Raw genomic sequence first — 12309 nt, 5'->3', positions numbered from 1 at the left:
CGTCGTCGAGCCCCGCAAATATGCAACTGATATCTAAAAGTAATCAAGTTGCATTTACGCGCCGGTCCTCGCGCCTTCCCGAGGTCGGGTGCGCCCATGGGGACGGTGCGGTGCGTCCGGGGGCCGGGCGCACGTCGCGGCGTCGGCCTCACAGCGGATGGCGTGGCGGAGGGCGCTCTCCGCGGAGGAAGAGCGCTCGGTCCGGAGTCGACTCGACGGGCTTATCCGAAGCCCGGAGTCACATCACTTCCGTGTCAGACGACGGGCTGCTTGGGCCAGGTGAAGCCGGGAGGCGTGGTTCCGTTCGTCTTCATCACCCGGATGAGGTGCTCATTCAGCTTCAGGAGTTGGCGCTTGCTGTCCGGGGTGATGTTCCGAGGGTTGGCGAGGTTCGTCAGCTCATCGGGGTCCGCGTCCAGGTCATACAGCTCGTACTCGAAAGCGGAGCCGTCCTGCGTGAAGTACGCGGCGTACAACCACTGCTTCGTGCGCAGCGCGCGAATGTGGCCGGGCGTCGTCGTGGGCATGCCCTGGGCCAGCGCCGTGTCATCGAAGGTGAAGTGGATGGAGTCCTGGAGGGATGTCGTGGGCGCGGTGAACAGCGGCGACAGGTCGATGCCCTTGAACTGGCCCTGGAAGTCCCCCAGCACGCCGGCCACCGAGGCCAGCGTGGGCAGCAGGTCGATGTGGCTGACCAGCTCCTTCGTCACCACGCCCGAGGGGAACAGCACGGGGTTGGAGATGATGAGCGGGACGTTGATGGTTTCGTCGTAGGCGTTGAAGGTCTTCTCGACGAGCCCGTGGGACAGCCCCATCTCCCCGTGGTCGGCGAGTCGGACGACGAGGGTGTTGTCGGTGAGGCCGCGGCGCTCCAGCGCCTGGAGCAGCGTCGTGATGTCCTGGTCGACGAGCGTCTGGAGGTACGCATAGAAGCGCGCGTAGCTCGTCCGCTCGGCGTCGCTCCAGGTGGGGACATTCCAGTTCTGCGCGCTCGACTGGAACCAGGACTGCACCGAGGGCTTCGTGGACAGGTCCTCGTTCCACGACGCCGGGGGCTGCTGGGGCAGTGACTCCCAGTCGGTGGGGTTGTAGCCCGCGGCCTCGTAGTTGAACGGCGCGACGTAGACGTCATGCGGATTGACGAACGAGGCGACGAGGCAGAACGGCACGCTCGGGTCCACGCGCTCGAGGAAGTCGAGCATGCTGGGCCCATTGAGTGGGGTGCCCGGAGGATTCTCCGAGGCGCCGGTGACGGTGCCCAGGTAGCGCGCGTCGTTGTTGTAGCCGCCCGCGCCCTGCGTGCTCCCTGCTTGCAGGGACGTGCCCGCGTCCGGTCCATCCCAGGGCCCGAAGCCGTGCGTCGGAGGAGGATTGCCCAGGTGCCACTTGCCCCGGTAGCCCACCTGGTAGCCCGCCTTCGCCATCACCTGGGCCAGGGTGGTGATGTCGGGAGGCAGGGACTGCTCACCCGTGTCGACGACGCCGGTTTGCGCGGGGAAGAGGCTCGTCCACAGCGTGGCCCGACTGGGCGAACACATGCAGGTGTTGGTGAAGGCCCGCTCGAAGCTCAGCCCGGTGCGCGCGAGGCGCTGGAACGAGGGCAGGTGCTGCTCCGCCCAGCCCTTGGGCCAGTGACGGAACTGGCGCTGCTGGTCCGTCAGGATGATGAGCAGGTTGGGCGGCGTGGAGGCGTTGCCGAGTCGCATGGGCCACTCCAGGACGACGAGGGCCTCCAGCGTACTCCGCGATGTTCCTCCACGCCGGGACGCGAACCGTCAGGCCGCGTTGGCGGTGACGCCTACGTCCTCCACGGCGGTGAGCCGGGGGTGAGGCGTGGCGCGCGTGCCGTCCGCGTCGGTCTCCTCGGCGGCAATCTCCTCCGCGCGGTTCCAGCAGCCCAGCGCTTCCACCCAGCCCTCGAGCAGGTCCATCAGCGCGCTGCGCTGCTCTCCACCCAGCGGCATCAGGAGGCGCGCCATGCGCTCCTGCACCACCGTGTCCGCGCGCTCCGCCAGGGCGCGGCCCTGCTCGGTGAGGCGCACGCGCACGCGGCGGCGATCATGCCGCACCGAGCGCTCACGTTGGACGAGCTTGGCGTCCTCCAGGCGGTCCAACAGCCGGCTCAGACGGGGCAGGGCGATACCACCCAGGCGGTCGGCGAGCACGTTGACGGGCAGTAGGCTCTCCGCCTTCAGCCACCAGATGGCCTGTACCTCCATGGGGTCCAGCTCCTGGTGAGGCAGGGCGCCCAGAGGGCTGCTGAGGGCGCCGCAGCGCGCCACGTCGATGACCAGGTTCCGCAACCGCGCCACCTGCACACGCACTTCCGCCGAAAGCTCGGACATCTTCGTGCCTCCGCCTTTCGGGCGCCGCCCCCGTCCGGCCTTGGGGGTTCATCGGTCGCCCGCCATGGATGGGGGCTTTCGCCCCGCCTGGGAACGGGAACGAAGGGGTGAAAAGGGCATATCGGACCCGTTGAATTAATCGGGGCGCCCGTCACCAGGCCCCCGTGGATCCTCACCGCGTGTGGCCGTCAGCCCGTCTGCTGGGGGCGGTGGGCCTTGGCCTTGGCGTGGGCCTTGTCGAAGCCCTCGTAGAAGCGCACGGCCTGCTCACCCACGCGCTGGATGTGCTGGTTGTTGAAGTAGGCCGTAATCGGCGCGGCCACCAGCGGCATGGCGCGCCCCAGCGTGTGCAGGCCGCCCTTCTCCAACATCAGCGCGGCGAGCTTCCCCAACACCTTGGGGCTGGAGCGTTGGATGGGCCCCAATCCGTTGGCGTAGCCGAACAGGTCGAGCATCTCCCCGCGCGCGCGCTCCGTCTTGAGGTTGACCTTGTAGAGCGTGGCCAGGTCGGTGAGCAGGATGATCTGCAGATAGGCCATGAACAGCAGGTCCGCCGGCAGGGCGATGAGTCCGAAGACGCCGCTGACTCCGCCCACCATGCTGGCCAGGTTCTTCTTCTCGTCAATGAGGCGCTGCGCCAGCTCCTTCACTTCCGCGCGGGGGTAGCGCTTCTCCAGCTCCGCCACCCGCACCCGGGCACGCTTCGTCTCCTGGAGGACGATGTCCGACAGCCGAGCCGAGCCGAGCTTCTTGAGCTCCGCCGGGGTCAGCTTCTTCATGAAGGCCAGCCGCTCGGCCACGCTGTCGTAGAAGCCCATTGTCGACGCTCCTCCAGGGGGTGGGTTTCCCGCGTCCTCTAATAACCCCGCTCGGCGAGGTAGAGGTCCACCAGCGCGCCTTCTTCGTACCAGGCGTGCCGCATCTCCACGTTGAACCAGCGCGAGTCCGGCTTGGCTCCTCGCACCTCGAGCTTTATCTGGTTGGGGGACGTGTCGATGACGGCCGCGCGCGCCTTGCAGGCATAACCCGGCTCCTCGCCGTAGCCACCCTCCAGGCAGACTTCGTCACCCACGGACAGTCGCCGGGTGTACTCCGTGGCCAGGTAGAGCGCCTCGTCGCAGCTGGAGCGCACCGAGGACTTCCCATGCGCCACACAGCGCGCCTGGAGGGGCGCCTTGACGACGGGGATGGCTCCGTATAGCGGATCCTCATCGTTGGGGTTGGGCCGGAAAGAGCCCACTGCGGAACAACCGGAGAGTCCCAGCGCGAGCACGCTGGCTCCCACCCACATCCGCCTCATCGTGGTGATTCCTCCGGGGCCATCGGCCCCCCTCTAAAGGTGGGCGGAGCATGGCAAAAGGCGCGCGGAGGGGAAAGCCGGCGGAGGGCCTGGACCGCCGGTTCAGGCGAGGCGGCGAGCCGGCCCCGGAATCTCTTCCGTCTGTCCGGGGACGATGCGGTTCTTCGCATCGACGAAGACGACGGTGGGCTTCCAGGCGCGGGCCTCGGACTCCTCCACCTCCGCGAAGGTGGCGATGATGACCAGGTCCCCCGGCTTGTTGAGGTGGGCCGCGGCGCCGTTGATGCAGATGACTCCGCTGCCGGGCTCGCCCTCCAGGGCATACGTCTCCAGGCGCGTGCCCTGGGTGACGTTCCAGATGGCGACCTTCTCGTTGGCGATGATGTCCGCCGCGCGGAGCAGGTTCTGGTCGATGGTGACCGAGCCTTCGTAATCCAGGTCGGCCTGCGTCACCGTCGCGCGGTGAATCTTGGACTTGAAGAGGATGCGGCGCATGGCGTGTGTCCCAAAGGGCGCCCAACCGTAACGGCAAGGGCGCCCTGGGACAACCACGAGGTTGCCTCCCGCCCGCTTGCTGCCCGGACGGGCGTTATTTCACGATGTTGACGAGCTGGCTCAGGTTGAGCGGCACGGACTGGGCGTCCGAGGTCAACTTGCCATCCAGGCTCAGCTTGGCGTTGCCGCCCGAGCGCAGGGCCATGGCCGCGGAGGCCGCCCGCGCGAAGTGGATGGTGAGCGGCAACGTCACCTGCTTCGTCCCGCTGCCGTCGAGCATGCCCAGGTTGCCGGTGGACAGCGTGCCCACATCCGCCCCGGCGACCTTGAGCGCACCGGTGATGCCGGCGACGGGCAGGGGGAAGCTGTTGCGGTTGGTGATGGAGAGCGGGAACTCCACCGTGGCGCTGGTGAGGCCGATGTTGGTGATGCGGGGCGGCTGGAAGGACACCTGCGGAATCTTGGGCACGTCGAAGGTGCCTTCCTTCTCGAGCGGGAAGTTCAGCACGCCGATGGGCGTCTGCACGCCGACGCTGCCCTGGGCCTTGTAGGCGGCGCGGTCCTTGTTGAGGAAGGTTTCGACGACGGGGGCGATGTCCGCGAACCTCACGTTGGCGGGGAAGACCAGCTCGCTCCTGCCGTTGGCCTTGAGGTCCAGGCCTTTCTTGGGCTTGCCGGCCACCACCTGCTTTCCCTCGACGAAGAAGGAGTAGTCGATGCTCGCCAGCTCCAGTCCGAAGCCGTTGGGGTTGTTCACCTCGTAGACGAGGTCGACGGTGGCGTCGGAGAGCGACGCGCTGGAGAGCCGCGCCGTCTTGAAGGTGAGGGTGGGTTTCTTGAAGACCCCCTTCAGCGTCTTCTGCAGAGAGGCGCAGCCGCTGAACGTGGTGAGGGCAAGAGCGGCCAGGACGAGGACGGCGCGTTTCATCGTGGGCATGGGCGTATCACCAGACGGCCCCTCGCGGCGGGCATTCACGGCGTTGGCGAGGGGTGTACCGCGAACAGCACGGGTGCTATGCGTGGGGCCGCCGCACCATACATGGAGACGCCTGTGCCTGGTGTCTGGACCCACATTCCCTCCCTTGTCTGGCGTGGAGCCTGGCGCGCCTGGATGCTCGGGTTCGCGATGGTGGCGTTGGCCGCCTGCTCGCAGGGAAGCTCGCCCTCCCAGGGGCGCAAGCTGGAGCTGAAGCCCTGCCGGCTGGAGGGCCTGTCGCTCCAGGCCCAATGCGGGACGTACGAGGTCTTCGAGAACCGCGAGGCGAAGTCGGGCCGCAAGCTGTCCCTGCGGGTCGCCGTGGTGCCCGCCCTGGCGGCCCAGCCCCAGCCAGACCCCCTGGTGTACCTGGCGGGCGGCCCCGGGCAGTCGGCCACGCGGACGGCGGAGATGCTGTTGGCCGTGGAGCGCATCCGCCGCCACCGCGACATCGTGCTGGTGGACCAGCGGGGCACGGGCGACTCGAGCCCGCTCGACTGCGAGCTCCGTCAGAAGGAGGAGGGGCTGTCGGCGCTCTTCGACGAAGGCGACGTTCCGCGACGCCTCCACGCGTGTCGCGAGCGGTGGGAGGCGGACGTGCGCCAGTACACCACGCCCATCGCGATGGCGGACCTGGACGAGGTGCGCGCGGCGCTGGGCTACGAAAAGGTCAACCTCTGGGGCGTCTCCTACGGGACGCGCGCGGCGCTGGTGTACATGCGCCAGTTTCCGGAGCGGGTGCGCACGGCCATCCTCGACGGCGTGGCGCCCATGGGGCTGTACCTGCCCCTGTACATGCCGCGCGACGGTCAGCGCGCGCTGGAGTTGCTGCTGTCCCACTGCGAGCAGGACGCGGTCTGCGAGAAGACCTTTCCCAAGCTGCGCGCCCGCACGGAGGCGTTGCTGGCGAAGCTGGCGGAGGCCCCGGTGCGTGTGCGGGTGCCGCATCCGCGCACCGGTGTGCAGGAGGACGTCGTCCTGACGCAACAGGCCTTCCTGGGGGCGCTGCTGATGCAGCTCTACTCCGCGGAGGGAGGCTCGCTGGTGCCGCTGATGTTGGACCGGGTGACGCGGGAGGACTGGGCGCCCTTCGTCGCGCTGAGCCTGGGGGGCGGCGACACCCTGGACCGGACGATGAGCCGGGGACTCCAGTTCGCCGTCATCTGCGCGGAGGACGCGCCCTTCTTCACCAAGGAGGATGTGGAGCGCGAGGCGAAAGGCACCTGGTTCGGCGCGCTGATGGGCCTGGAGATGATGGCCGCGTGCGAGGGCTGGCCCCGCGCGACGCTGCCTTCGGGCTACCGCGACGCGGTGGTGTCGGACGTGCCCACGCTGCTGTTGTCCGGAGAGCTGGATCCGGTGACGCCGCCTGCCTGGGGGGAGGAGGCGAAGCGCACGTTGAAGAACGGTCTCCACGTCGTGGTGCCCGGGGTGGGCCACAACGCGCTGGTTGCCGACTGTGCCCGCTCGCTGATGGTGGAGTTCGTGGCCAAGGGCAACGTGGAGGGCCTGAAGCCCTCGTGCGGCGGGAGTCTCTCGCGGCCCCCCTTCTTCACCTCTTTCGCCGGCCCCGTGCCCTGAGGACGCAGCGTCGATGATACGAGCCACGAACCTGCACAAGCGCTTCGGGAAGGTGACGGCCGTGGAGGACGTGTCCTTCACCGCCGAGGACGGGATGATTACCGGCCTCCTGGGTCCCAACGGCGCCGGGAAGACGACGACGCTGCGCATGCTCTACACGCTGGTGCGCCCGGACCGGGGCACCGCGACGGTGGACGGCGTGGACGTGACGGCCCGTCCAGAGGACGCCCGGCGTGTGCTGGGGGTGCTGCCGGATGCGCGGGGCCTCTATCCGCGCCTCACCGCCCGCGAGCACGCGCGCTACTACGGCGAGCTGCATGGGCTGTCTGGCGCCGCGTTGGACAAGCGCGTGGACGAGCTGGTGGACCTGCTGGACATGAAGGAACTCGCGGACCGGCGCGCGGAGGGCTTCAGCCAGGGCGAGCGGGTGAAGGTGGCGCTGGCGCGTGCGCTGGTACATGGGCCTCGCAACGTGCTGCTGGACGAGCCGACCAACGGCCTGGATGTCATGAGCACCCGCGCGGTGCGCACGCTGTTGCGGCGACTGAAGGACGAGGGGCGCTGCGTCGTCTTCTCCAGTCACATCATGCAGGAGGTCGCCGCGCTGTGTGAGCGCATCGTCGTGGTGGCGCATGGCCGCGTGGTGGCGGAGGGGACGCCGGACGCCCTGCGCGCGAGCACCGGCAAGGACAGCCTGGAAGAGGCCTTCGTCGCGACCATCGGCAGTGAGCAGGGGTTGATGCAATGAGGCGCCTGATTGGCACTGTCTTTCGCAAGGAGCTGAGGGACTACCTGCGGGACCGGAGGACGGCCTCCACCTCCCTGCTGTGGGCGTTGCTGGCTCCGCTCCTCTTCCTGGTGTTGATCAACGTGATGGCCTCCTGGAGGAAGGACAAGCCCCTGGAGCTGCCCGTGGTGGGTCGCGAGCATGCCCCCAGCCTGATGGCCTTCCTGGGTCGCCTGGGTGTGACGCTCAAGGACGCCCCGGAGGACTACGAGGAGCGCATCCGCGCGGGCTCGCTGGACGTGGTGCTGTTGGTGCCCCAGGACTACGGCCGGGACTTCTCCTCCGGGCGCACCGCGGATGTGAATCTCATCATGGACAGCTCGCGCCAGTCCGCCCAGCGGTCGGTGCAGCGGGCGCAGCGGCTGCTGCAGGGGTACTCACGGCACGTGGGCGACCAGCGGCTGTATGCGCGCGGCATGGCGCCAGAGCTGGCGATGCCGGTGCGCGTGGAGGAGCTGGACCTGTCCACGCCGGAGCGCACCGCCGCCATGGTGCTCAACATGCTGCCCTTCTTCCTGGTGATGGCCGCCTTCGGAGGAGGCATGCAGCTGGCGAGTGACACCATGGCGGGTGAGCGCGAGCGGGGCTCGCTGGAGCCCTTGCTGCTCAACCCCGTGCCGCACGGTGCCCTGGTCACTGGCAAGTGGCTCGCCACCGTCGCCATGGCGGGGGTCACCGTGGTGGCGTCGCTGGCGTGCTTTATCGTGGTGGTGCGCCATGTCCCGCTGGAGGACCTGGGCGTGAGGGCCAACTTCGACGCCCCCGCCACCCTGGGCATGGCCGCGGCCATGCTGCCACTGGCGCTGGCCGTCTCCGCCCTGCAGATGTGGGTGGCCACCTATGCGCGCTCCTTCAAGGAAGCACAGATGTACCAGTCCATGTTGATGGTGGTGCCCATGTTGCCGGGCATGATGTTGATGCTGTCGCCCATGCAGACGAAGTTGTGGATGTTCGCCGTCCCTGTGGTGGGCCAGCAGTTGCTGGCGAGCGAGGTCCTGCGCGGCGAGGTGCTGGGGCCACTGCCCTTCCTCATCGCCGCGGCTTCCTGTGTCGTGGTGACGCTGGTGTCCCTGCGTGTCACCACGGGGCTGCTCTCCCAGGAGCGCATCGTCTTCGGCCGGAGCTGAGAGGCCCACCGACAGTGTCGCCGAGGCGTCGGTTGGCGCCTCGGGTCGTCGAGCCTGGGTGACTTCGGCCGGCGGTTGGCTTCCAATGGGCGCGGATGACGCCCGAGAGAGAAGCCCTCCTGCCCCTGGCGCCGGCCTCCGTGGCCACCTCGCAAGGTGAGCCCCGATTTGGCACATACCAGGGTGAGCTGCCCGAAGTGGACCTGCCCAAGCTGCTGGGACGGTGGGCTCCGGCCCGCGCCACCCGGCTGCTCAAGCGCAAGCGGTGGCACTACACCTTCGTGGCGACGCAGGAGGTGGCCGCGCTCTTCGCGGTGGTGGACCTGGGCTACTCGTCCAGTGCCTTCGCGGTGGCGCTCGACCTGGCCGCGCGCAAGCCCTTGTGTGACGTGAGCTTCCTGGGCGCGCCGGGCCCCATGCTGTCGCTGGGCGACAAGCCCGGCGCGGGACTGTCCGCTTCCTTCAGGACGCTGGGCGGCAAGCTGGCCATCCGCCGGGGCGAGACGGACGAGCGCTACCAGGTGGAGGTGGACGTCAGCCGCGTGCGCACCGGCAGCCTCAACACCTTCCAGTGGGCAGGCGAACTGCTCGTCGCGGGTGGCCCTCCCGCGCTGACGGTGATTGCGCCCGTGCAGGGTGACGGGCTGGTGAATGTCACGATGAAGCGCAACGGCCTGTTGTCCTTTGGCAGCCTGGAGGCGGGCGGCAAGCGCTTCCGGCTGGACGGGGGCGTGGGCGGCATCGACTACACGCAGGGCTACCTGGCGCGGCATACGGCGTGGCGCTGGGCCTTCGCCGCGGGCCGGCTGGCGGATGGCACGCCCGTGGGCCTCAACCTCGTCGAGGGCTTCAACGAGAGCAACACCGAGGCCAATGAGAACGCGCTGTGGCTGGGAGACCGGCTGTACCCGCTGGCCCGCGCGCGCTTCGAATACGACACGAAGGACCTGCTCGCGCCGTGGCGGCTGACGACGGTGGACGGCGCGGTGGACCTGCGCTTCCAGCCCTTCTACGTCCACCGCGAGGAGCGCAACCTGCGCCTCATCATCAGCCACTTCGCCCAGCCCGTGGGCTTCTTCGAGGGCACGGTGACGGTGGGCGGCCAGACGCTCCAGCTCTCCAACGTCCCCGGCGTCACCGAGGACCAGGACATGCTGTGGTGAACGTGTCCCCCATGTCCTGCCCGCACTGCGGTCAGCCACTTCCCGAAGCGCGCATCGCCGCGTGTCCCCACTGTGGCCGGGACGTGAAGCCTTCCTTCGACAAGCCGCTGTTCTCCGAGGACACCGCCGAGTCCGCCCGGCGCACCGCCGAGTCCGCGGGCCGCGCCGTGCAGTCGATTCTGGAGGACCCTCGTCTGCGTGAGCGGCTGCCGGGCGGCTCGCTTCCGTTGCTCGGCTCGGGGCTGGTCGCCGCCGCCGTGCTCCTGCCGGGGCTCCCCATCATCGGCGGGAGCATCGGTCTGCCTTGGTCCGTGACGATGCTCGCGGGCAGCATCCTGCTCGGTGCCCGTGAGTGGAGCGCCGCGGGCCGCCCCGTTCCCCCGCCCCTGGAGAAGCTCGCCCAGGTGGCCTCGCACGCCGCCTTCCTGCCGCTCTTCACCGCGCTGGCCGTCACCTTCGCGTTCCTGTCCTTGGGCTTCGGACTGGTGCCGCTCGTCTGGGTGGGTGCCGCCGTCGTGCTGGGGTATGTGCAGTGGCGCGTGTTCCAGGCGTCCTCCGCCTCGGCACCCGAGCTGCGGCCTTCACCCGAGGCCTCGCGACTGAAGCGCTGGGTGTGCGCGGGCGCCGCCGTGTGCGCGGTGTCGCTGCTGTTCTCCTGGGGCACGGGGATGCGCTCGTCCACGTCCCTGGGCGGCTACGGCTACGACGACAAGCTCGTGTACGAGGTGGACAACACCGGCCGCTCCACGGGCCACACGTATACGGACAGCAGGTACACGTGGAAGCCCGGCCTCACCAACACGTCCTCCTTCTTCGCGAAGTCGGGACGCGCCCGGCCCGGTGCGCCGCTCGTCGTCCTGGCCCTCATGTCCCTGGGGCTGCTGGCCGCCGTGCCGCGCGCCCGTGACGCCGTGCCGCCCATGCTCCCGTACCTCCTGGCCGGCGTCGTCACCCTGTGGGGACTGCTCGGTCTGGGATTGCACGCGGGCCCGCTCCTCTTCCTGCTCGGCGCGGTGGCCATCGACGTGGCCCTGGTGCGCGCGCACCGCGCGGCGAGCAGCGGAGCAGGCGACGCACCTCCGGGGGGCGAGGATGCGCCGCCGGGCCCGGGTTCCGCCGAGAGCTGAGTCGCCTCGGCGGAAAAGGGGCTCGCCCGGCTACGAGACTCGGGCGCGACGTGACTCGACGATGGCGCGGAAGGAGCGGCTTCGCAGCTCCTCCAGCGTGAGGCCGGTGGCCAGCGCTTCGTCCTGGCTGAGCGCGCCGCAGCTCAGGCCCCGGAGGAAGAAGTTGAGCAGACCCTGGCCCGTCGCCGCGTCGTCGAACACGTCACCCACCAGCGTCGCCTGGGCCGCCTTCTCCATGAAGGCCTTGAGGCGCCGGGTGGCGGTGTCCAGGCCCTCCAGGAAGAAGGCATACACGGCCGCGTAGCGCACGGGCAGCTGCGCGGGGTGCAAGTCCCAGCCCTGATACCACCCGCGCTCCAGCGAGTGACGGATGTGGCGATAGGACAGCTGCCACACCCGCTGCACCGCCTCGCTGTTCTCGCGCAGCTGCGTGGGCAGCAGCGGCAGGTCGCCCTGCTTCTTGTTCGGCGGCACGGGCATCACGTTCGTCGCGCCGTCGGCCAGCTGGATGCCGGTGCCCGCGAGGCAGACCTGCACCAAATCCCGCAGGAAGTCGCAGGCGGGGTGCAGCATGCTCTGCACGTGGGCGCTGACGCTGAGCGCGGCGGTGTAGTCATACAGCCCCAGGTGCACGCTGGAGCAGCGCCCCTCGCCCGCGGCCACCAACGCGGGCAGGTGCAGGCTCCCCTCTTTGTTGAAGAGGGCCTGGGGCGTCTCCACCATCAGCTCCAGCCCGAGCGCGCCGCGCGTCAGGCCGTGCTCCGTCTCCAGCACTTCCAGGATGCGGGCGAGCGCCGCCACCTGCTCGGGCACGGAGACCTTGGGCAGGGTGACGACGAACGACGGCGGCAGCTTTCCGCCGCTGTGCTCCAGGAGCGTGGTGACGAAGAGGTCCAGGGTGCGAGAGGCCCGCTCGAACAGCTCCTCGGTGAAGGACTTCACCCGGATGCCCACGTACGGCGGCAGCGAGCCCTGGGCCAGTCCCCGCGCCATCTCCTGGGCGGCGGCGACGGCGTGCGAGTCCTCCTCCTCGTCGGGACGGTGGCCATAGCCGTCCTCGAAGTCGATGCGGTAGTCCTCCACCGGCTCGCTTCCGAGCTTGTCCAGCACGCGCTCATAGACGCGCTGGGCGAAGCGCCCGCGCTGGGGCAGGCCCAAGCCGTGGGCCAGCTCCGCCGCGTCCGGCGCGTAGGTCTTCATGGCCCCCAGGGCGAGGTCCCCCAGCTTCCGCGCCGCTTCCGCGCGGAAGAGGTGGGCGCCGCCGTACACGACGTGCACCGGCTGGCGACGGGGGGACTCCCCCGGGTACTCGCGCGCGAGCTCGGCGTTGGCCCGCCGGAGGGACTCGCGCGCGCTGGAGAGGCTTGCGGGCGTCAGGGTGGTCTTCATCGGGAGCCTCTCAAGAGGG

At 69.4% G+C, this 12309-nt stretch carries 12 protein-coding genes; 5 read left to right on the top strand and 7 right to left on the bottom strand.

Annotated elements, in window-relative coordinates:
- Positions 1-254 precede the first annotated feature (254 nt).
- The 6 genes from HUA78_RS09135 to HUA78_RS09110 all read right to left on the bottom strand — a co-directional run bounded on the left by HUA78_RS09135 (position 255) and on the right by HUA78_RS09110 (position 5077).
- Positions 255-1706 carry a sulfatase-like hydrolase/transferase gene (locus HUA78_RS09135; protein ID WP_174476082.1) on the bottom strand — a complete coding sequence of 484 codons (1452 nt, stop codon included), beginning with the start codon at positions 1704-1706 and terminating at the stop codon, positions 255-257.
- A 69-nt stretch (positions 1707-1775) separates the two neighbouring features.
- A complete protein-coding gene (locus tag HUA78_RS09130) occupies positions 1776-2345 on the bottom strand; it encodes a MarR family winged helix-turn-helix transcriptional regulator (protein ID WP_141642147.1) in 570 nt (189 codons plus the stop codon).
- Positions 2346-2533: 188 nt separating this feature from the next.
- The gene (locus tag HUA78_RS09125; RefSeq protein ID WP_174454022.1) at positions 2534-3163 is read right to left on the bottom strand and encodes an EcsC family protein; all 630 of its coding nucleotides are present in this window, start codon (positions 3161-3163) and stop codon (positions 2534-2536) included.
- A gap of 38 nt (positions 3164-3201) precedes the next feature.
- Complete coding sequence (locus HUA78_RS09120) at positions 3202-3645, bottom strand: hypothetical protein (RefSeq protein WP_141642145.1); 444 nt, start codon at positions 3643-3645, stop codon at positions 3202-3204.
- 102 nt (positions 3646-3747) lie between these two features.
- Positions 3748-4140, bottom strand: coding sequence for an aspartate 1-decarboxylase (gene panD / locus HUA78_RS09115; RefSeq protein ID WP_141642144.1), 393 nt, complete (start codon positions 4138-4140; stop codon positions 3748-3750).
- Positions 4141-4234: 94 nt separating this feature from the next.
- Complete coding sequence (locus tag HUA78_RS09110) at positions 4235-5077, bottom strand: LEA type 2 family protein (protein WP_141642143.1); 843 nt, start codon at positions 5075-5077, stop codon at positions 4235-4237.
- Between the two features lie 174 nt (positions 5078-5251).
- On the opposite strand from HUA78_RS09110, the gene HUA78_RS09105 reads away from it, so the two are divergent.
- From HUA78_RS09105 to HUA78_RS09085, 5 genes are all read left to right on the top strand, one after another.
- On the top strand, positions 5252-6697 hold the full coding sequence (locus HUA78_RS09105) for an alpha/beta hydrolase (RefSeq protein ID WP_254623612.1): 1446 nt from the start codon (positions 5252-5254) through the stop codon (positions 6695-6697).
- 13 nt (positions 6698-6710) lie between these two features.
- Positions 6711-7445, top strand: coding sequence for an ATP-binding cassette domain-containing protein (locus tag HUA78_RS09100; protein WP_174454024.1), 735 nt, complete (start codon positions 6711-6713; stop codon positions 7443-7445).
- Complete coding sequence (locus HUA78_RS09095) at positions 7442-8611, top strand: ABC transporter permease (RefSeq protein ID WP_174454025.1); 1170 nt, start codon at positions 7442-7444, stop codon at positions 8609-8611. Before HUA78_RS09100 ends, HUA78_RS09095 begins: the two co-directional genes overlap by 4 nt.
- Before the next feature lie 95 nt (positions 8612-8706).
- The gene (locus tag HUA78_RS09090) at positions 8707-9774 is read left to right on the top strand and encodes a DUF2804 domain-containing protein (protein WP_174454026.1); all 1068 of its coding nucleotides are present in this window, start codon (positions 8707-8709) and stop codon (positions 9772-9774) included.
- An 83-nt stretch (positions 9775-9857) separates the two neighbouring features.
- Entirely contained in the window at positions 9858-10901 is a 1044-nt protein-coding gene (locus HUA78_RS09085) for a hypothetical protein (RefSeq protein WP_217442389.1), read from the top strand.
- Between the two features lie 30 nt (positions 10902-10931).
- Here HUA78_RS09085 and HUA78_RS09080 read toward each other — a convergent pair whose 3' ends face one another.
- Complete coding sequence (locus HUA78_RS09080; RefSeq protein WP_141642134.1) at positions 10932-12290, bottom strand: phosphoenolpyruvate kinase; 1359 nt, start codon at positions 12288-12290, stop codon at positions 10932-10934.
- Between the last annotated feature and the right edge of the window lie 19 nt (positions 12291-12309).

Source organism: Myxococcus sp. CA033, from assembly GCF_013336625.1.
In the GTDB taxonomy this organism is placed as follows: domain Bacteria; phylum Myxococcota; class Myxococcia; order Myxococcales; family Myxococcaceae; genus Myxococcus; species Myxococcus llanfairpwllgwyngyllgogerychwyrndrobwllllantysiliogogogochensis.
The sequence above is the reverse complement of the archived record's forward strand: the minus strand, read 5'-3'. Positions and strand labels throughout refer to the sequence as shown.

Coding starts and splice junctions, on each gene's coding strand:
- HUA78_RS09090 (WP_174454026.1), top strand. CDS start 8,707: ATGACGCCCGAGAGAGAAGCCCTCCTGCCCCTGGCGCCGGCCTCCGTG.
- HUA78_RS09100 (WP_174454024.1), top strand. CDS start 6,711: ATGATACGAGCCACGAACCTGCACAAGCGCTTCGGGAAGGTGACGGCC.
- HUA78_RS09130 (WP_141642147.1), bottom strand. CDS start 2,345: ATGTCCGAGCTTTCGGCGGAAGTGCGTGTGCAGGTGGCGCGGTTGCGG.
- HUA78_RS09125 (WP_174454022.1), bottom strand. CDS start 3,163: ATGGGCTTCTACGACAGCGTGGCCGAGCGGCTGGCCTTCATGAAGAAG.
- HUA78_RS09095 (WP_174454025.1), top strand. CDS start 7,442: ATGAGGCGCCTGATTGGCACTGTCTTTCGCAAGGAGCTGAGGGACTAC.
- HUA78_RS09120 (WP_141642145.1), bottom strand. CDS start 3,645: ATGAGGCGGATGTGGGTGGGAGCCAGCGTGCTCGCGCTGGGACTCTCC.
- HUA78_RS09080 (WP_141642134.1), bottom strand. CDS start 12,290: ATGAAGACCACCCTGACGCCCGCAAGCCTCTCCAGCGCGCGCGAGTCC.
- HUA78_RS09105 (WP_254623612.1), top strand. CDS start 5,252: ATGCTCGGGTTCGCGATGGTGGCGTTGGCCGCCTGCTCGCAGGGAAGC.
- HUA78_RS09110 (WP_141642143.1), bottom strand. CDS start 5,077: ATGCCCACGATGAAACGCGCCGTCCTCGTCCTGGCCGCTCTTGCCCTC.
- panD (WP_141642144.1), bottom strand. CDS start 4,140: ATGCGCCGCATCCTCTTCAAGTCCAAGATTCACCGCGCGACGGTGACG.
- HUA78_RS09135 (WP_174476082.1), bottom strand. CDS start 1,706: ATGCGACTCGGCAACGCCTCCACGCCGCCCAACCTGCTCATCATCCTG.